The organism is Streptomyces dioscori (genome assembly GCF_003024195.1).
GTDB classification, from domain to species: Bacteria; Actinomycetota; Actinomycetes; order Streptomycetales; family Streptomycetaceae; genus Streptomyces; species Streptomyces dioscori.
Window position 1 is genome coordinate 38,432 of the sequence record NZ_KZ679055.1, and the last position, 18,477, is coordinate 56,908.

General features: G+C 71.4%; 13 protein-coding genes and 1 tRNA gene. 7 read left to right on the forward strand and 7 right to left on the reverse strand.

Annotated features, from left to right (window positions below; translation table 11 throughout):
• Positions 1-28 precede the first annotated feature (28 nt).
• Positions 29-1,027 carry a magnesium/cobalt transporter CorA gene (corA, locus tag C6Y14_RS35770; protein ID WP_199854980.1) on the forward strand — a complete coding sequence of 333 codons (999 nt, stop codon included), beginning with the start codon at positions 29-31 and terminating at the stop codon, positions 1,025-1,027.
• A 51-nt stretch (positions 1,028-1,078) separates the two neighbouring features.
• Here the strand turns inward: corA and C6Y14_RS35775 are convergent, their stop codons facing one another.
• The gene (locus C6Y14_RS35775; RefSeq protein ID WP_107021215.1) at positions 1,079-1,867 is read right to left on the reverse strand and encodes a ferritin family protein; all 789 of its coding nucleotides are present in this window, start codon (positions 1,865-1,867) and stop codon (positions 1,079-1,081) included.
• Between the two features lie 298 nt (positions 1,868-2,165).
• Positions 2,166-3,221, reverse strand: a complete 1,056-nt coding sequence (locus C6Y14_RS35780) for an LLM class F420-dependent oxidoreductase (protein WP_107021058.1) — start codon at positions 3,219-3,221, stop codon at positions 2,166-2,168.
• A 163-nt stretch (positions 3,222-3,384) separates the two neighbouring features.
• Here C6Y14_RS35780 and C6Y14_RS35785 point away from each other — a divergent pair, with 163 nt between their 5' ends.
• Entirely contained in the window at positions 3,385-4,368 is a 984-nt protein-coding gene (locus C6Y14_RS35785) for an aldo/keto reductase (RefSeq protein WP_107021059.1), read from the forward strand.
• Between the two features lie 68 nt (positions 4,369-4,436).
• Positions 4,437-6,824, forward strand: coding sequence for a helix-hairpin-helix domain-containing protein (locus C6Y14_RS35790; protein WP_107021216.1), 2,388 nt, complete (start codon positions 4,437-4,439; stop codon positions 6,822-6,824).
• 106 nt (positions 6,825-6,930) lie between these two features.
• On the opposite strand, the gene C6Y14_RS35795 is transcribed toward C6Y14_RS35790, so the two are convergent.
• A complete protein-coding gene (locus C6Y14_RS35795; protein ID WP_107021060.1) occupies positions 6,931-7,692 on the reverse strand; it encodes a hypothetical protein in 762 nt (253 codons plus the stop codon).
• Between the two features lie 47 nt (positions 7,693-7,739).
• Between C6Y14_RS35795 and C6Y14_RS35800 the strand changes: the two genes are divergently transcribed.
• Entirely contained in the window at positions 7,740-7,928 is a 189-nt protein-coding gene (locus tag C6Y14_RS35800; protein WP_107021061.1) for a DUF5703 family protein, read from the forward strand.
• Between the two features lie 116 nt (positions 7,929-8,044).
• Here C6Y14_RS35800 and C6Y14_RS35805 read toward each other — a convergent pair whose 3' ends face one another.
• The 3 genes from C6Y14_RS35805 to C6Y14_RS35815 all read right to left on the reverse strand — a co-directional run bounded on the left by C6Y14_RS35805 (position 8,045) and on the right by C6Y14_RS35815 (position 10,820).
• Positions 8,045-8,875, reverse strand: coding sequence for a chaplin (locus tag C6Y14_RS35805; protein WP_107021062.1), 831 nt, complete (start codon positions 8,873-8,875; stop codon positions 8,045-8,047).
• Positions 8,876-9,055: 180 nt separating this feature from the next.
• Positions 9,056-9,289: a chaplin ChpH gene (gene chpH, locus C6Y14_RS35810; RefSeq protein ID WP_107021063.1), complete on the reverse strand. Its 234-nt coding sequence runs from the start codon at positions 9,287-9,289 to the stop codon at positions 9,056-9,058.
• 205 nt (positions 9,290-9,494) lie between these two features.
• On the reverse strand, positions 9,495-10,820 hold the full coding sequence (locus tag C6Y14_RS35815; protein WP_107021064.1) for a M20/M25/M40 family metallo-hydrolase: 1,326 nt from the start codon (positions 10,818-10,820) through the stop codon (positions 9,495-9,497).
• Positions 10,821-11,029: 209 nt separating this feature from the next.
• Between C6Y14_RS35815 and C6Y14_RS35820 the strand changes: the two genes are divergently transcribed.
• The 3 genes from C6Y14_RS35820 to C6Y14_RS35830 all read left to right on the forward strand — a co-directional run bounded on the left by C6Y14_RS35820 (position 11,030) and on the right by C6Y14_RS35830 (position 17,477).
• Positions 11,030-11,117 (forward strand) — tRNA-Leu (locus tag C6Y14_RS35820).
• 974 nt (positions 11,118-12,091) lie between these two features.
• Positions 12,092-16,021 (forward strand): Pls/PosA family non-ribosomal peptide synthetase, encoded by a 3,930-nt coding sequence (locus tag C6Y14_RS35825; protein WP_107021065.1) that lies wholly within the window; start codon positions 12,092-12,094, stop codon positions 16,019-16,021.
• Between the two features lie 43 nt (positions 16,022-16,064).
• Positions 16,065-17,477: a M1 family metallopeptidase gene (locus tag C6Y14_RS35830; RefSeq protein ID WP_199854981.1), complete on the forward strand. Its 1,413-nt coding sequence runs from the start codon at positions 16,065-16,067 to the stop codon at positions 17,475-17,477.
• Between the two features lie 120 nt (positions 17,478-17,597).
• Here C6Y14_RS35830 and C6Y14_RS35835 read toward each other — a convergent pair whose 3' ends face one another.
• The gene (locus C6Y14_RS35835; RefSeq protein WP_107021066.1) at positions 17,598-18,476 is read right to left on the reverse strand and encodes a peptidoglycan-binding protein; all 879 of its coding nucleotides are present in this window, start codon (positions 18,474-18,476) and stop codon (positions 17,598-17,600) included.
• Between the last annotated feature and the right edge of the window lies 1 nt (position 18,477).

Here is an 18,477-nt window from a genome sequence, read left to right on the forward strand (position 1 = left end):
GAGAATCAGTGACAGGAGAATTCGCTCTGTGATCGTGGACTGTGCCATCTACCGGGACGGACACCGGACCGAGGGCCCGGAGGACCTGTCCGACGCGCTGGCCGCGGCACGTGCCTACGGGAACGCCTTCGTATGGATAGGGCTGCACGAGCCGACGGAGCGGGAGTTCGAGCTCGTCACGGCCGAGTTCGCCCTGCACGAGCTGGCCGTCGAGGACGCCCTCAAGGCGCATCAGCGACCCAAGCTGGAGGTCTATGACGACTCGCTGTTCGCGGTCCTCAAGCCGGTGACGTACGAGCCGGACAGCGACACCGTGTCCTCCGGCGAGCTCATGATCTTCCTGGGCGACTCCTTCGTGGTGACCGTGCGGCACGGCGAGGGTGCGCCCCTTAAGTCGGTGCGCGGCCGGCTGGAGAAGGACCCGGAGATGATGCGCCTCGGTCCGACGGCGGTGCTGTACGCGATCGCCGACGCCACCGTCGACCACTACCTGGAGGTGGCGACCGAGCTGCAGACCGACCTGGAGGAGCTGGAGGCGGAGGTGTTCTCGCCGGACGACGGCGGCTCCCGGCACACCGCGTCCCGGATCTACACCTTCAAGCGGCAGATCCAGGAGTTCCGCAGGGCCACCGGGCCGTTGTCGGTGCCGTTGAACCGCCTGGCGGGCGCCGGTGTGGTCGGCCCCGCGGTGCCGTTCGTCGACGACAAGGCCCATCCGTTCTTCCGGGACGTCAACGACCACCTGACCCGCGTCAACGAGTCGGTGGAGTCGCTGGACCGGCTGGTCTCGGACGTCCTGTCGGCGCACCTGGCGCAGATGAGTGTGCGGCAGAACGACGACATGCGGAAGATCTCGTCGTGGGCGGCCATGGCAGCGGTCCCCACGATGATCGCGGGGATCTACGGCATGAACTTCGAGCACATGCCGGAGCTGCGCTGGCTCTGGGCCTATCCGGCGGTCATCGTGATCATGGTGGTCCTGGAGGTGCTGCTGTTCCGGCTCTTCAAGCGACGGGGGTGGCTGTAGCAGCGGCCGTCGCCCGCCACGCGCGCGTGGCGGGCGGGGTCGGCGGGGCGGTCAGGCGTATCCGGGTGCGGCCGTGGCCGGTCCGCCCAGGGCGTCACGCCGCTCCGGCATGGTCAGGGAGACCATCCGCCGCCAGCCGACCGTCCGCTCGTAGGCGTACATGGCGCGGATGCCCGTGGCGAGCAGCGCCGCCTTGGGCCCCGGCCAGCCGAGGATGCGTCCCATGTGGGCCATCACGGCGAGGCTGACGTCGCGGTAGACGCCGGCCTCGGCCAGCGCGCACTCGCGCAGGGTGCGCTGGATGGTCCGGCCGTGGCCCGCGCGGGCGAAGCGCAGCAGTTCCTCGTGGCAGTACGCGAGGTGGTTGTCCTCGTCGTCGGAGATCATCCGTACGGCCTTGCCGATCTCCGGATGGTCCCCGAAGTCCTTGCGGAGCATCACCATCTGGTCCGCGGCACGCTGCTCGGTGACCCTGCTGTGGGACAGGTAGGTGACGATGTCCTGCACGGTGAGGGGTTCGTCGCGCTTGAGCTTGTCGTGCGTGAGGCCGATGCCGTTCTTCTCCAGGAGCATCGTGTAGTCCGTCTCGGGCGGGATCTCGACCGGCGTGAGACCTCGCTTCTTCATGAGGGCGTTGAAGATCCGGCCGTGCTTGTCCTCGTCGGCGCCGTGCCGGGTGATCTTGGGTGCGAGCGCGCGCTCGGCCTCCGGTACGAGGGCCGCGATGCGCGCGTTCTCCCAGCCTCCCTGCGTCTCCCCGCTGGCGGCGATGGAGCAGAAGAGCCGGAAGGACTCGTCGTTGTCGATGATCTCCTGGAAGAGACTCTTGGCCGAAAGCATGACTGCCACCTCCACGCGTGACCCCCACCTCCTGCGGGAGTCCGCAAAGAACGAGTCAAATGGGCAGCCAGGGGTGCGGCAACATCTGTGTCGGACAAATCCGCCGAACGGTGGACGCGAAGGGAATGCCGGGCGCGTAACCGAGCGGGCCGTCGCGCGTTGTTCTCCGTGACGGCCGTGGCGGGGAAGACCCCCCGAGCCCCCACCACGGCCGCAGAACTCTCCCGTCCCGCGAAGCTGTCCCGCCAGGCGTGGCCTGTGACTTCGGCCCGTCGGCCATGCGACTCCGGCCCGTCGGCTACGCGACCCCGGCCCGCTCGGCGGCGTCGGTGCCGGCCCGCAGCGCGGCGATCCGCTCGTCCAGGGTGAAGCCCGCCGGGGCCAGCGTCAGCGTGGTGACACCCGCTGCCGCGTAGGCCTTCATCCGGTCCGCGATGCGGTCCACCGAACCGAGCAGCGTCGTCTGGTCGATGAGCTGGTGCGGGATGGCCGCCGCCGCCCCCTCCTTGTCGCCGGCCAGGTACTTGTCCTGAATCTCGGCGGCCTCCTGCTCGTACCCCATGCGCTGGGCGAGCTGGTTGTAGAAGTTCTGCTTGCGGCTGCCCATGCCACCCACATAGAGCGCGGTGTACGGGCGGAACATGTCGGCCAGTGCCGCCACGTCCTTGTCCTCGCCGAGCGCGAGGGGCACGGTCGGACAGACGTCGAAGCCGTCCATGGTGAGACCGGCCTTCGCGCGGCCCGCGCGCAGGTGCCTGATCGCGGTGTCCTCCAGATGGTCCGCGGACGGGAAGATCAGCAGGGCGCCGTCGGCGATCTCGCCCGTCTGCTCCAGGTTCTTCGGGCCGATCGCGGCGATGTAGAGCGGGATGTGCTCGCGCTCCGGGTGCACGGTCAGCTTGAGCGGCTTGCCCGGGCCGCCCGGCAGCGGCAGGGTCCAGTGCGCGCCCTCGTAGGACAGACGCTCGCGGGTCATCGCCCTGCGCACGATCTCGACGTACTCGCGGGTGCGGGCCAGCGGCTTGTCGAACTTGACGCCGTACCAGCCCTCGGAGACCTGCGGTCCCGAGACGCCGAGGCCGAGGCGGAAACGGCCGCCGGAGAGCGAGTCCAGGGTGGCCGCGGTCATCGCGGTCATCGTGGGCTGGCGGGCCGGGATCTGGAAGATGGCCGACCCGACGTCCATGCGCTCGGTCTGGGCGGCGACCCAGCTCAGCACGGTGGCCGCGTCCGATCCGTACGCCTCGGCGGCCCAGCAGACCGCGTACCCGAGGCGGTCGGCCTCCTTGGCCACGGCGAGGTTGTCCGCGTCCATTCCGGCACCCCAGTAGCCGAGGTTGATCCCGAGCTGCATGGCCGATTCCCCTTACTGATCAGTAACGTCCCTTGCCCGGCACCCTAGCGCGCCACCGGGCCGAGCGGCAGGGACAGCGGCAGGGACAGCGTTGCGGATCATGTGACGAAGGTTGTCCACAGGCTTCCCACACGTCGACTTGCGGCCAGTAATCTCAGCCACCATGGAGCAGAGGCATCTCGGCCGTACCGGCCTGCGCGTGTCCCGCATCGGTCTCGGCACCCTCACCTGGGGCAGGGACACCGGCGAACACGACGCCGCGGACCTGTTGAAGGCGTTCTGGGAGGCGGGCGGGACCCTCGTCGACACGGCCGACGTGTACGGGGACGGGGAGGCCGAGTATCTGCTCGGACAGCTCATGGACGGGCTCGTCCCCCGCCGGGATCTCGTCATATCCACCAAGGCGGGCAGTGTGCCCGACCCGGACCGGCGGTTCGACGGCTCGCGGGGACATCTGCTGTCCGCCCTCGACGCCTCACTGGCCCGGCTCGGCACGGACCATGTGGACCTGTGGCAGGTCCACGCCTTCGACCCGGACGCGCCCCTGGAGGAAACACTCCAGGCCCTCGACATCGCTGTCAGCAGCGGCCGGGCCCGCTATGCCGGGGTCTCCAACTTCTGCGGCTGGCAGCTCGCGAAGGCGGCGACCTGGCAGCTCGCCGCACCCGGCACCCGCACCCGGCTGGCCAGTACGCAGATGGAGTACTCGCTGCTGCAACGCGGTGTCGAGCGCGAGGTGCTGCCCGCCGCCCTGGACCTGGGCATCGGGCTCCTGCCGTCGTCACCGCTGGGCCGGGGCGTCCTGACGGGCAAGTACCGGCACGCGACGCCCGCGGACTCGCGGGGCGCCTCCGAGCAGCTCGCGCCGTTCGTCGCGCCGTATCTGGACGACGCGGCGAGCCGCATCGTGGACGCGGTGGCGACGGCGGCGGACGGCCTGGCGGTGACGCCGCTGCAGGTGGCTCTCGCCTGGGTCCGCGACCGGCCCGGGGTGGCCGCCCCGATCATCGGCGCGCGCAACGCGCTGCAGCTCACGGCCGCGTTGTCAGTGGAGACCCTTAGTCTTCCTGACGAGATCTGCCGGGCGCTCGACGACGTGTCGGCGCCCGTGCACCACTATCCCGATCACGACTGGAGCACGCTGTGACCACGGAGCCGTCCGCCGCCGCGGAGAAAGCCGAGCCGGGGACGCCGGACGCCGGTCCCGAGTCCGGGATGCCCGGCGCAGGGGATCAGCCGGGCACCGAGCCCCACGAGGACGCCTCGCCGGACACCGGGGGGAGAGACACCGCGGACGCGGCGGGCGGGGCCGAGGACTCCTCGGCGGACATCGCGGAGGGCTCTTCGGCGGACACCGCGGAAGACTCTTCGGGCGCCGACAGTCCCCTCGTCGGGGGCGCCGGTGGGGACGGTGGGGCCGCCGACAGTGCCGACAGCGCCGACAAGGGCACCGGAAGTCCCGCCGAGGGCGCCACCGAGGGTGCGGTCCAGTTGTCCGAGGCCGAGGCCGAGCTGGCCGCGCAGCGGGAACTGCGGGAGCGGATCGAGCGGCGGAAGGCGGAGAAGGACGGGCCGGTCCTGGCCGGGACGGCACTCAGCGGGACGGCCGCCGATCTGCTCGCGGCCGTCCGGGCGGTGGAGAGCGGCGAGAAGCCCTCGGCGAGCGTCTTCAGCGGGCCGGAACCCACCCCGCGCAGGGTCGCGCAGGAGCCGGTGCGCCGCCCGCAGCCCGTGCCCTCCGGTGCCCCGGCGTCGATGGCGTCGGAGTCCGTCGACGCGGTCCGCGCCGTACTCGTCCGGGGCGGCGCCCCGGAGGCGCTGGCACCGCAGACCGCCGCCACCCTCGGCGAGGGGGCGGACGGACAACTGCGCGAGGACCCCTGGCAGTTGCTCCGGGTGGCGGGGGTGCGGCCCGAGCAGGCCGACGGGTTCGCCCGGGCGCTGCTCGGTGCGGAGTGCGGTCCGGACGACGAACGGCGGGGCCGCGCGGTCACGGTGTGGCTCCTCGAACAGGCCGCGCTGGTGGGGCACACCGCCCTGGAGGCGGCGGCGCTGCACGCCGCGCTCGCGCAGCGCTCGGTGCCCGACCCCGACGCGGCCGTGCAGAGCGCGCTGGCCGAGGGTGACGCGCTGGTCTTCCAGGACGCGCTGGACGAGCCCGGCGGCACGCCCCCGGCTCCCCGGCGGTCCGTGGAGGACGCCACCCCGGACGACGACGGCGGCGAGGACGGCGAGGACGGTGCGGAGGCCGAGGAGGCGCGTCCGGTGCGCGTCCTCATCGGTCTGGAGCGGTACGCGCTCGCCGAGGAGAGCCTCGCCGACGGACTGGCCCGGGTGGTCAACTCGCTGCCCAAGGACGAAGGTGCCGCCGCGGCCTGGGAACCGGCCGCGACCGGCTCGGCCGCCGAGCTGATCCGGGCGGTCGCGGGCCGCGGCCTGGTCCTGCACACCGGCGGCGAGGCGTCCCGCGCGGAGCCCGCCTCCCTGGTGGCGGCTGCCCTGTCCCTCGGCCTCCGGGTGTGCGCCGCAGCCCACCACCCGGACGGCCGCCGCCGCTTCGCGCAACTGCTCGCCGGTGCGGACGCGCAGGAGCAGGACGCGCGGGAGCAGGACGCGCGGGAGCAGGCCGAGGGCACTCGCACCGGCGCGGTCGTGGCCACCGTCGCCGGTCTGCTCTCCGGTGAGGAGGGCCCGGGGCGGGACCGGGACGGCATGCTCCGGACCGACCTCCTGGTGGTGCTGGACGCGCCCCAGCTGGACGTCGAGAGCGCGGCGATGCTCGCCGAGTCGCTGCCCGACGGTGCCCGGCTCGTCCTGAGCGGGGACCCGGGTGTGCTGTGGTCGGCGGGCCCCGGACGGGTGTTCGCGGATCTCCTCGCCGCGCGGGTGTGCCCGCAGATCGCCTCACGGACCCCGGACCCGGGCCCCGTCGGGGAACTGGTCTCGGGCATCGGCATCGGCGAGCTGAACCAGGTCGAGGCGCCGGGCAAGGAAGTGGTGATCATCCCGGTGCGGGACGCCGGGGAGGCGATCCACCGCACCGTGCAGCTGGTCGCCGACTCGGTGCCGCGCGCGATCGGCATCCCGGCCGAGCAGACCCAGGTGATCACTCCGGGCCACGGCGGTGCGGCGGGCACACGCGTGCTCAACGCGGCCCTGAAGGAGCGGCTCAACCCGGGCCCCGGCCGCTTCGGCGGTTTCGACCCGGGCGACCGGGTCGCGTACTCGGCGACGCCGGGCCGTGCGGTCCTGGGCCAGGTGGTGAAGGCCGACGCCGACGGGCTGCACCTGGAGTGCGCGGGCGTGCCCGTCGTCGTACCGAAGGAGCGGGTGGAGCAGACCGTGCGGCACGGGTGGGCGCTCACCGCCCACCAGGCCGTCGGGGTCCGCTGGCCCGCCGCGGTCGTGGTGCTGCCCGGCGACGCGGCACAGGCGCTCTCCAGGCCGTGGGTCTACACCGCGTTCGGCCGCGCCGACCGACACCTGTCCGTGGTCCACGGCGTGGAACAGGCGCTGCCGCACGCGGTGGCGGAGATCGCCGCGAAGCCCCGTACGACAAGGCTGCCGGCCCTGATCACGGCTCAGATCCCGCCGTCGGTCTGAGCCCGGCGCCGTACCACGGACGCGGCGGTGGCGGTCACCGGGCCCTTGCGGGGCCGGTGACCGCCACCGTCGGAGTGGGGCGGGCTGCCGGGGTGCGGCCGGGCCGTCAGCGGTCCGCGTTGCGCGACCGCAGGTCCTGCGCCGCCGCCTCCGCTTCCACCGCCGTCTCGTCGAGGGTGTCCTCCAGCTCCGGCTCGACGGTGTCCGGCACCTCGTCCTCGATGTCGTCGAGGTCGTCGATGCCGTCATCGGCGTCGTCGTCGAAGACCGCGCTGACGTCGAAGCGGCACACCACCTGATGCGTGTCGGCCTGCTCGAACGGGGCCTCCAGCCACTCACCCGGGTCCGCCGGTTCGTCCGAGGCGGTCACCCACAGCGTCGAGTCGCCCTCCTCCAGGCCGAACTCCTTGTGCCGGGAGGCGATCTCGTCGGGCTCGAACTCGCCGAAGAGGACGCCGAGCGCACCGTGCACGGTCCCGGACGCGGCGTCGAAGCCCGCCGTCACCGCCCCGGACTCCTCGACCGCCTCGACCCGCTGGGCCTGCGCCAGCAGCCGCTGCGGTTCCACCACCGCGTAGTCCCGGCGGATCAGCACGCTCAGCGCGTTGGGCTCCTCCGGCCCGGTGTACGGCGGCAGGGCGTCGTCGGAGCCGGGGATCTCGAAAGGGGTGACCTCGTCGTAGCGGTCGTAGAGGAGCTCGTCGTACTCCTCGGCGGCCGCCGCCAACTCGTTGAACGCCTCGTAGACGGCCGGGTCGTCCTCACCCGACCTGCGCTCGACCGCCGCCAGGTGGCGGTCGAGCGCGGTCTTGACCGCCTCGGCGGCGGCGCGTACCTCGGCAGCGGTGGGCTGCGCAGCATCAGACATAGTGCAGACGCTATCCGTACCGGGCCTCCGCACGCACAATAGATGCGATGCCGGAATACGAATTTGTCAACGTGTATGTGCCGCGCGGGGTCTCCCGCAAGGAAGCGGCACGCCTGCTGACGGACCACGCGGAGTACGGACACTGGGAACTGGACCGCCTCAGCCTGCATACCGACGGCAGCCGCAGGGTGCGGCTGCGCCGACGGATCATCCGCCAGGTGCGCGCCACATGGTGACGCGGGAAGGCTGAAACGGAGCGGGCCCCGCACGTGCGGGGCCCGCTCCGTCGACCTGCTTCAGGCCGGCTGTCGGCCCGCTCCCGGCCTGCTTTCGACTGGCTGGGATCAGTCGCTCACGCCGAGGCGCGTGCCTTGCGGTAGAGCACGGCGCCCGCCAGCAGCGCGCCCGCGCCCACGGGCAGCGCGAGACCGAGCGGCAGACCGGCGCCGGTCTGCGCGAGGTGCGCGGAACCGTCGGGGCGGCCGGCGGCCCGGGAGCCGAGGCCGTTCGCGTCCGAGGCGTGCGCGTTCGAGGCGTCGGCGTTCGAGACACCCCCGCTTCCGTGCCCCGACGAACCGGGCCGCCCCGAGCCGTCCGAGCCGTCCGAGTCTCCCGGCTTGCCCGGCCCGCCCGGTGTACCCGGGTGCTCCGCGTCATCACCGGGCTGTCCCGGCTTGCCCGGGGAGCCGGGTCCCCCGTGTCCGGGAGACGTGGTCCCGTGCCCGCCGCTGCCGGTGTTCCCGCAGGCGTTGCCCGTGGCCGTGTTGCCGACACCGGCGACGGAGACGCTGTTGCCGCAGACGTTGACCGGTACGTCCACCGGGATGTTCACGTGATTGCCGGAGCCGACGCCGGGTGAGTCGCCGGTGTGCCCCCCGGCGTGCGATCCGGTTCCACCGCCCGAGCCGCCGTGCCCGTGGTGGCCGGAGCCCTTGCCCGCCCCCTTGTTGCTGCATTTGTTGCCGACCGCCGGGTTGAGCACGCCGACCACGTTCACGGTGTTGCCGCAGACGTTGACGGGCGCGTGCACCGGCGCCTGTACCGAGTTGCCGGAGAGTACGCCCGGGGAGCCCGAAGCGGTGCCGTGCGCCCCCGAGTCGGCGTGCGCGTAACCGCCGGTGGCCGCGAGGACCCCGGTTGCCGCCGCCACCGTCATCAGGCCTTTGCGGGTGACCTGTCGCATAGCTTTTCCCTGCCCCTTGTGAACCGTGTGGTGCGCGATATCGCGGTATACGGAAAGTCGGCGGCCCCGGAGCGCATGGCACGCACTCCGGGGCCGCGGACTCAGACCCTCATGGACTCAGACCTTCATGGAATGCAGGCCCTCATGAGGTGAGCACATCGTCAGACGTCGAGCACAGGGTCAGACGTTGGTGCAGGTGTTGCCGAAGGCGGGGTTCAGCAGCCCGATCACGGAGACCGTGTTGCCGCAGACGTTCACCGGGATGTGGATGGGCGCCTGGACGACGTTGCCCGAGAGCACGCCCGGGGAGCCGACAGCGGCACCCTGAGCACCGGCGTCGGCAACCGCAAGACCCGCACCGGCGAGAACGAGGCCACCCGTGGCAGCCGCAGCGGCGACGATCTTCTTGATCATTGTTCCTCCTAGTAGGCAAATGTGATCCCAGCCGCGGATCACATCAGCAGTAACGAGGAGGGAGTAATAGGGCTACGAGCTTATGAGCGCATTCACTCTTCTCAGTCGACTCCGTACGCGCTGGCGATTATTGGAGTGTCGTTTCAGCGGGTTAATGCCGGACACACCCGTCCGGCCCACCCCGGCCCACCCCGGTCCGCACCGTTCAGGATGCCTCGATGAAGCGGTCGAGCACCCGCACGCCGAACTTGAGGGCGTCGACCGGGACCCGCTCGTCGACACCGTGGAACATCCCGGCGAAGTCCAGCTCCGGCGGCAGCTTCAGCGGGGCGAACCCGAAGCAGCGGATGCCGAGGTCGTCGAAGGACTTGGCGTCGGTGCCGGCGGAGAGCATGTACGGCACGGCCCGCGCGATCGGGTCCTCGGCGATCAGCGCGGTCTGCATGGCGTCCACGAGCGCCCCGTCGAAGGTGGTCTCCAGGGCCTTGTCCGCGTGCACGTCCTCGCGCTTCACGTTCGGGCCGAGGATGCGGTCCAGGTCGGCGAGGAACTCCTCCTCGTAACCGGGCAGGTAGCGGGCGTCGATGTGCGCGGTCGCCTGGCCCGGGATGACGTTCACCTTGTAGCCCGCGCCGAGCTGGGTCGGGTTGGCGGTGTTCTGGAGCGAGGCGCCGATGAGCTTGGCGATACCGCCGAGCTTGGCCAGCGTCGCGTCCATGTTCTCCGGGTCCAGCTCGGTGCCGAGGGCGTCGCCCAGCTCGTCCAGGAAGTGCCGCAGGGTCTTCGTCACACGCACGGGGAACTTGTGCCGCCCGAGCCGTCCCACGGCCTCCGACAGCTCGGTGATCGCGTTGTCCTTGTGGATCATCGAACCGTGCCCGGCTGTGCCGTCCACGGTGAGCTTCATCCAGTGCATGCCCTTCTGGGCGGTCTCCACCAGATACAGCCGCAGGTTCTCGTTGACGGTGAAGGAGAAACCGCCGACCTCGCCGATCGCCTCCGTCACGCCCTCGAAGAGGTCGGGATGCTTGGTCACGAGGTGCTTGGCGCCGAACGTGCCGCCCGCCTCCTCGTCGGCCAGGAAGGCCAGCACGAGGTCGCGGGGAGGCTTGCGACCGCTGCGCACCCGCTCGCGTACGACCGCGAGGGTCATCGCGTCCATGTCCTTCATGTCGACCGCGCCCCGGCCCCACACACAGCCGTCGGCGATCTCGCCGGAGAACGGGTGGTGCGTCCAGTCCTGGGCGTTCGCCGGTACGACGTCGGTGTGGCCGTGGATGAGCAGTCCGGGCCGCGAGCGGTCCTCGCCCTCGATCCTGACCACCGTGGAGGCGCGGCCCGTGTGCGACTCGAAGATCTGAGGTTCGAGTCCCACCTCGGCGAGCTTCTCGGCGACGTACTCGGCGGCCTTGCGCTCACCCGGACCCGAGTGGTCGCCGTAGTTGCTCGTGTCGATCCGGATCAGCTCGCGGCAGAGGTCGACGACCTCGTCCTCACCCTTGATGCCCTTGGTCGTGTCCTGCTCGCTCACGTGCTTCCTCCCACTGTCACTGCTGGTGGTCACCCACGTCCTTCCCCCTCATCCTCTCTCCCCGTTCCTCCCCGCCCAAGGCCGGACCACGCCCGTCACACGCCGTTCACGCCCCACGGCCCGGCCACCGCCCCGTGATCGGGGGCTCTCCAAAGCCTGGTAATGTTTCCTTCGTCGCCGCGAGGGGAACCCCGCGCGACAGACACCTTGTCCGGGTGGCGGAATGGCAGACGCGCTAGCTTGAGGTGCTAGTGCCCTTTATCGGGCGTGGGGGTTCAAGTCCCCCCTCGGACACCAGCTGAGACCCCACTTCACGTGGGGTCTTCTGCGTTTCAGGATCCACGACGCGAGCAGCCTCGCGATCACCGCATCAGCCCCTCTGGGCGCTGGGCAGTCTCATAAGCCAAGGCCCCTGTTCCGACGGCCCTGGTGCTCGCGCATGTACTCGGCTATCTCTTCTGCGGTGGGCCCGCTCACCTCATCGCTGCGCCCGGCGGACTCCGCGGAGAGATCGACGCCTGCGTCGCGGGCTGTGCCGGCAGCTACGGGTGTATCCACGGTTTTTCTGTCGCGGGCTTCGGGTGCGCGGCAAGGAGACGCGGATCGGTCGACTCCGGCGCCGGGCGGGAACAGCTGGTGCTTCAGCGCACCGGCCTCGACCCCGGTGATCTGACGCGGCCTCGCACAACGCGTCCACGACGGTCGGCCCGGACGTTTGCTGAGTGAGCCGGCAGGCCTCCGGGATCAGCGCGCCGAGCAGCCTCAGCACGACCAGGAGGTGTCGCTCCTCCGGGCTCAGCGGGAGGCGGGGACCGGACGGGCGCGGGTGCGTCGCCGTCAGAGCCAGCAAGGCCCTCAGCCTCATTGGTGTGGTCGAAAGGGGCAATGGCCTTTGCGATCGCTTGCCGCACGAGGCCGGGCAGGAGAGGTGGCAGGCACACGGTCAGTACTTCTCCGGCCATGCGGATTCCCCTTCGTCACGACGCTCGGCAGTCGCTGAGCGTGCCCCCCGACGCCTGGACGGCGTTCATCAGCGGGTTTCCGGCAGGTGTGGGGCAGATCTCGTCAAGGTGACATAAGGCCATGTCAGCGGGGTGCGGAGCCCACACCGAGGGCCCCGTACAGACCCGTTCGCGTCGCTGGGACGCGAGGTCGGGGCTAGCGTCGTACTAAAATTCCACGCTTGTTCGGAGCTGAGTGGAATATCCCCAGGCATACCTGCGGGCCCGCCTGCTCCCCCGGTGCATCCGGGTACGACATGTGAGGACCCGATGGCAGCCCTCCAGCATGGCCCCGCGTTCCAGTTGTCCGACGACGAGGTACGGGCCGAGTTCGGCGACCGGGCGCGTTTCTCCGCAGCCTCCGCACCTTCACCGCGCACGCTCGTCGACATCCTCGACGCCGCTGTGCGCGCGTATCCCGACGAGCCCGCCCTCGACGACGGGCGCCGCGCCCTCAGCTACCGCGCCCTCGCCACAGAGGTCGAGGCGCTGCGGCGGCGGCTGGGTGACGCGGGTGTCGGCCTCGGAGACCGCGTCGGTGTGCGGGTGCCGTCCGGGACCAATGAGCTGTACGTCGCCGTTCTCGCTGTTCTCGCCGCCGGGGCCGCCTATGTACCGGTGGACGCCGAGGACCCGGACGAGCGGGCCGAGCTGGTCTTCGGGGAGGCGGGCGTTCGCGCCGTCGTCGGGGCGGGACACGAGCTGACCGTCGAGGGGCGGAGCGAGGTGCCGGCCTCGCGGCCCGGGGTCGGGGACGACGCCTGGATCATCTTCACCTCCGGTTCGACCGGCAAGCCCAAGGGTGTCGCCGTCACGCACCGCAGTGCCGCCGCCTTCGTGGACGCCGAGGCCAGGCTCTTCCTCACCGAGGAGCCCATCGGACCCGGTGACCGGGTCATGGCCGGGCTCTCGGTGGCCTTCGACGCCTCCTGCGAGGAGATGTGGCTCGCGTGGCGTTACGGGGCCTGTCTGGTGCCCGTACCCCGTTCCCAGGTGCGCAGTGGGGCCGACCTGGGGCCCTGGCTTGTCGAGCAGGAGATCACCGTCGTCTCCACCGTGCCGACACTGGCCGCCCTGTGGGAGCCGGAGGCCCTCAACGAGGTACGGCTGCTGATCTTCGGCGGTGAGGCCTGCCCGCCCGAGCTGGTGCAGCGCCTGGTCACCGAGGGGCGTGAGGTGTGGAACACCTACGGGCCCACCGAGGCGACCGTCGTCGCCTGTGCGTCCCTCATGACCGGTGAGGAGCCGATCAGGATCGGGCTGCCGCTCGAGGGCTGGGAGCTGGCCGTCGTCGACGAGGCCGGGGAGCCCGTGGCGATGGGCGGTAGTGGGCAGCTCGTCATCGGCGGAGTGGGGCTGGCCCGTTATCTCGATCCCGAGAAGGACGCCGAGAAATACGCCCCGCTCGAATCGCTCGGCTGGGATCGCGCCTACCGCAGCGGTGACCTGGTCAAGGCGGAGCCGGAGGGACTGATCTTCCTCGGGCGGGCCGACGAGCAGATCAAGCTCGGCGGGCGCCGGATCGAGCTGGGGGAAGTGGACACCGCTCTTCAGTCGCTGCCCGGGGTGGCCGGAGCCGCTGCCGCCGTGCGGACCGCGCGCGGCGGGAACCAGCTGCTCGTCGGCTATGTCGTCCTCCAGGACGAGGTTCGAGCAGAGATTCAAGAAGGGATTCAAGATGGTGGCGCCGAAGGGGGCGGCTGGGATCATGCCGCCGCCGTCGAGCGGCTGCGGGCCGAGCTGCCCGCCGCCCTCGTCCCGCTGATCGCGCTCGTGCCCGAGCTGCCCACCCGTACGTCCGGGAAGGTCGACCGGGACGCGCTGCCCTGGCCGCTGGAGAACCTGGAGACCGGCGGACCCACCGAGCAGCTGTACGGGACCGAGGCCTGGCTCGCCGAGCAGTGGAGCGAGGTGCTGGGCATCCCGGTGGGTTCCGCCCGGGACGACTTCTTCGCGATCGGCGGCGGGAGTCTCGCCGCCGCCCTGCTGACCACGCGCCTGCGTACCCGCTATCCGAGCGCCGCCGTGCTCGACATCTACCAGCAGCCCGTGCTGCGCAAGCTCGCCCGGCATCTGGAGAAGTCCGCTCAGGGCGACGGCGCGGAGCGGGTGATCGCGCCGGTGCCGTTGCGGGCCAAGGTCGTGCAGCTGCTGGTACTCATCCCTCTCTTCGCGCTGCTCGGGCTGCGCTGGACCGTGGCGCTGGCCGCGCTCGGCAACGCGCTCCACTGGTTCGGGGCGTATCCGTGGGCGCCGACCGCCTCCTGGTGGCTGATCGGACCGTTGGCCGCGCTGCTCTTCAGCCCGCCCGGACGGCTCGCGATCGGGGCCGGCGGGGCGCGGCTGCTGCTGAGGAACGTGACGCCGGGACGGTATCCGCGCGGCGGGAGCGTACATCTGCGGCTGTGGACGGCCGAGCGGCTCGCCGAGTTCAGCGGGGCGACGTCGCTGACCGGGTCCTGGCTGGAGCGGTACGCGCGGGCACTGGGCGCCAAGGTCGGCCCCGACGTCGATCTGCATTCGCTGCCGCCCGTGACCGGCATGCTCAAGCTGGGCCGCGGTGCCGCCGTGGAGTCCGAGGTGGACCTGTCGGGGCACTGGCTGGACGGCGACCGGCTGGAGATCGGCCCGGTCAAGGTCGGCGCGCACGCCGTGGTCGGCACCCGCAGCATCCTCTTCCCCGGCGCGCGCGTCGGAAAGCGGTCCGAGGTGGCCCCCGGCTCGGCGGTCTCCGGGCAGGTGCCGACCGGTCAGCGGTGGGCCGGCGCGCCCGCGGCCAAGCTCGGCAAGGCCAAGCGGGACTGGCCCAAGGAGCGCCCCCAGAAGGGCACGTACTGGCGGGTGATGTACGGGGCGACCGGGTTCGCGCTGACGATGCTGCCCGTGGTCTCGGGGCTTGCCGCGCTGCTCGTCGTTGGCGTCTTCGTATCGCCGGACGCCGGGCTCGTCGAGGCGCTGCGGGGTGCCGCCGTGGCGCTGGTGCCGGCGACCCTCGCCTTCGGTCTCGCGTTCGCGCTGCTCCTGCTGGTCGCCGTGCGGCTGCTCAGCCTCGGGCTGCGGCCCGGTACGCATCCGACGCACAGCAGGATCGGCTGGCAGGCCTGGACCGTCACCCAGCTGATGGACCGCTCCCGCGAAACCCTGTTCCCGCTGTACGCGGGACTCGTCACGCCGGTGTGGCTGCGGCTGCTCGGGATGCGGATCGGGCGGGGCGCCGAGGTGTCGACGGTCCTCGCGCTGCCGAGTCTGACGACGGTCGGCGAGGGCGCGTTCCTGGCCGACGACACGCTGACCGCGCCGTACGAGCTGGGCGGTGGCTGGATGCGGATCGGGCGGGCCGAGATCGGGCGCCGGGCGTTCCTCGGGAACTCCGGGATGACCGGCCCCGGCCGCTCGGTGCCGGACGGCGGTCTCGTCGGCGTGCTGTCCGCGACGCCGAAGAAGGCCAAGAAGGGCAGCTCCTACCTGGGACTGCCGCCGGTCAAGCTGCCCCGCTCCACGCAGGGCGGCGACCAGAGCCTGACGTACGACCCGCCGGCGCGGCTGCTGTGGGCGCGCGGGCTCGTCGAGCTGTGCCGGATGGTGCCCGTCTTCTGCTCGGCGGCGCTCGCCGTGCTGACGGTGGCCGCGCTGAGCGCGCTCGGGGCGTGGGCCTGGGCGCTCGCCGGGCTGGTGCTGCTGGGCGCCGGTGCCGCGGCCGGACTGCTGTCCGTGGTCGCGAAGTGGCTGCTCGTGGGTCGCCACCGCGCCGGTGAGCACCCGCTGTGGAGCGGTTTCGTGTGGCGCAACGAGCTGGCCGACACCTTCGTCGAGGTCGTCGCCGTGCCGTGGTTGGCCGGGTCCGTGCCGGGTACCCCCGTCATGAACCTGTGGCTCCGCGGCCTCGGCGCCCACATCGGCAAGGGCGTCTGGGTCGAGAGCTACTGGCTGCCCGAGACGGACCTGGTGACACTGGAGGACGCGGCGACGGTCAACCGTGGCTGTGTGCTGCAGACCCACCTCTTCCACGACCGGATCTTGAGGACGGATACTGTGGTCCTCCGTGAGGGCGCCACGCTGGGTCCGGGCGGAATCGTTCTGCCCGGCAGCACCGTCGGGGCGCGCAGCACACTGGGACCCGCGTCCCTCGTCATGGCGGCGGAATCCGTTCCCGACGACACCCGTTGGCTGGGCAACCCGATCGAGGCGTGGCGTTCCTAGGCGTCGCGTTCCCAGACGCGGCTCGTACGGCGCCCGGGAGGCGATGCCGGTACGCCGTACGAGCACAGCGCAGGGAGCAGATACTTCAGTGGTTCAGCAGACAGTGGGAGCGGATCCGTACTTCCCGGCGAACGGGGACCCCCGTTACCGGGTCCATCGGTACGAACTCGCCCTGGACTACCGTCCGGGACCCAACCGGCTGTCCGGCACCGCGCGCCTGAACGCCATAGCGGGCCGGTCGCCGCTCGCCGAGTTCCAGCTGAACCTCGCCGACTTCCGGATCGGGCGGGTCCGGGTCGACGGGCGGGCCCAGCACTACACCCACCGGGGCGGCCGGCTGCGGATCCGCCCGGGGAAGGCGATCCGCGCCGGGGCCGCGTTCACCGTGGAGATCCACTGGTCGGGCAATCCCAAGCCGGTACGCAGTCCGTGGGGCGGGATCGGCTGGGAGGAGCTGGAGGACGGGGCGCTGGTGGCGAGCCAGCCGGTGGGCGCGCCCTCCTGGTACCCGTGCAACGACCGGCCCGCCGACAAGGCCTCCTACCAGATCGCCGTGACCACGCCGTCGGCTTACTCGGTGGTGGCGGGCGGGCGGCTGCTGACGCGTACGCCCAAGGCGTCCACGACCACGTGGGTGTACGAGCAGGCCGCGCCGACGTCCAGCTATCTGGTCGGGCTCTCCATCGGCAAGTACCAGACCGTGCTGCTCGGCGACCCGGGCCTGGGCGGGGTGCCGCAGTCGGGGCACATTCCGGCGCGGCTGCTCACCGAGTTCTCGCGGGACTTCGCGCGGCAGCCCGCGATGATGACGCTCTTCGAGGAGCTGTTCGGGCCCTATCCGTTCGGTGAGTACGCGGTCGTCGTCACCGAGGAGGAACTCGACGTGCCCGTGGAGGCGCAGGGGCTGTCGCTGTTCGGCGCGAACCATGTGGACGGCGGGCGGGGGTCCGAGCGGCTGGTCGCGCACGAGTTGGCTCACCAGTGGTTCGGGAACAGTGTGAGCATCGCCGACTGGCGGCACATCTGGCTGAACGAGGGGTTCGCGAAGTACGCGGAGTGGTTGTGGTCCGAGCGGTCGGGTGGGCGCAGTGCGCAGGCCCTGGCGGGGATCGCGCATCGGGGGCTGGCCGGGAAGCCGCAGGATCTTCGGCTGGCCGATCCTGGTCGGAAGCTGATGTTCGACGACCGGCTGTACGAGCGGGGCGGGTTGGTGTTGCACGCCGTGCGGTGTGCTTTGGGGGACGAGGCGTTCTTTCGGATGTTGCGGGGGTGGGTGACCGTGCATCGGGGTGGGGCGGTGACCACTGCGGCGTTTGTCGCGCATGTGGCTCGGTATTCGGCCGAGCCGTTGGATGAGCTGTTTGCAGCGTGGGTTTTTGAGGGGGCGTTGCCTGCGTTGCCCTCGCCGGGGGTGGCCATTCCTGAACGGCCGTCTTATCCGCCGAGCGGGGGGTGACGGCGGGGGCCTGGGAGTGGCGGTGGTTTTGACCTGCGGGAGCGTCGTGGCTGAGCGCGCCGTTCCCCACGCCCCTTGGGGGGCGCCCCGGGAGGGGCGCCCCCGGGGGCCCTCTTGGGGTTAGCGGGGGACCTTCAAGGCGTCCCAGGTTTTCTTGCCTGGGATGCCGTCCGCGTCCTTGCCCTTGAAGCCTTGTTTTTGTTGCCAGGCCGCGTAGGACTTGCGGTCCGCTTCCGTCCAGTCGGGGCCCGGGCCGGATTCGTAGCGGCCGCAGCCTTCCGCGACCAGGCGGCGGCCCATCGCCGTGATGACCGCGGACTTCTGGCCCACGTGGAAGAACGCGCTGCCCGGGAAGGGGACGTACGACGGTTTGGGGGGTGTCGTGGGGGGTTTGGGAGAGGTGGGCTTGCCCTTCAGGCGGGCCGCTATGCGGGTGCGCATGCTGTCCATCGTGAAGCCGCGCGGGTCGACCTTGCCGGGCTGCCACTCCTTGTGGCCGATCACGGACCGCTCGCTCCAGCCGTGGGCGCGGCAGATCGCGGCCGAGACCTTCTCGATGGCCTCCTTCTGGACCTCGGGCCACGGGTCCTTGCCGTCGCCGAGGTTGACGCACTCGAAGCCGTAGAAGTGGCGGTTGCCGTCCGTGTCCGCCTCGTTGTCCGACGGGAGTCTTGTCTCGTTGATGACGGCTGTCAGCACGTCTCCGTCGCCCAGGCCCGCGTGGTTGGCGCGGCCGTTGCCGACGAGGTGGACATGGCCCTTCTTGTCGATGACTCCGTGACACAGCGGGCCGGGCAGGCTGGCATAGCCGTCGTAGCAGATGTCGACGGAGGCGGCGGTGCCCGAGGTGACGGTGTGATGGATCATCACGCCGTTCATGGGGCCCCAGGCGCCCTTGCTGTTGCGGTTGTGGCTGCGCCAGTTGCGGACCTCGTGGACCGTCAGGCCCTCCGCGCGCAGGATCGTGATCAGTTTGGACGCGGTCAGTGGTGTTGCCATG

Coding starts and splice junctions, on each gene's coding strand:
- C6Y14_RS35830 (WP_199854981.1), top strand. CDS start 16,065: ATGCCGGTACGCCGTACGAGCACAGCGCAGGGAGCAGATACTTCAGTG.
- C6Y14_RS35805 (WP_107021062.1), bottom strand. CDS start 8,875: ATGCGACAGGTCACCCGCAAAGGCCTGATGACGGTGGCGGCGGCAACC.
- C6Y14_RS35785 (WP_107021059.1), top strand. CDS start 3,385: ATGGAGCAGAGGCATCTCGGCCGTACCGGCCTGCGCGTGTCCCGCATC.
- chpH (WP_107021063.1), bottom strand. CDS start 9,289: ATGATCAAGAAGATCGTCGCCGCTGCGGCTGCCACGGGTGGCCTCGTT.
- C6Y14_RS35775 (WP_107021215.1), bottom strand. CDS start 1,867: ATGCTTTCGGCCAAGAGTCTCTTCCAGGAGATCATCGACAACGACGAG.
- C6Y14_RS35780 (WP_107021058.1), bottom strand. CDS start 3,221: ATGCAGCTCGGGATCAACCTCGGCTACTGGGGTGCCGGAATGGACGCG.
- C6Y14_RS35795 (WP_107021060.1), bottom strand. CDS start 7,692: ATGTCTGATGCTGCGCAGCCCACCGCTGCCGAGGTACGCGCCGCCGCC.
- C6Y14_RS35800 (WP_107021061.1), top strand. CDS start 7,740: ATGCCGGAATACGAATTTGTCAACGTGTATGTGCCGCGCGGGGTCTCC.
- C6Y14_RS35835 (WP_107021066.1), bottom strand. CDS start 18,476: ATGGCAACACCACTGACCGCGTCCAAACTGATCACGATCCTGCGCGCG.
- C6Y14_RS35825 (WP_107021065.1), top strand. CDS start 12,092: ATGGCAGCCCTCCAGCATGGCCCCGCGTTCCAGTTGTCCGACGACGAG.
- C6Y14_RS35790 (WP_107021216.1), top strand. CDS start 4,437: ATGCCCGGCGCAGGGGATCAGCCGGGCACCGAGCCCCACGAGGACGCC.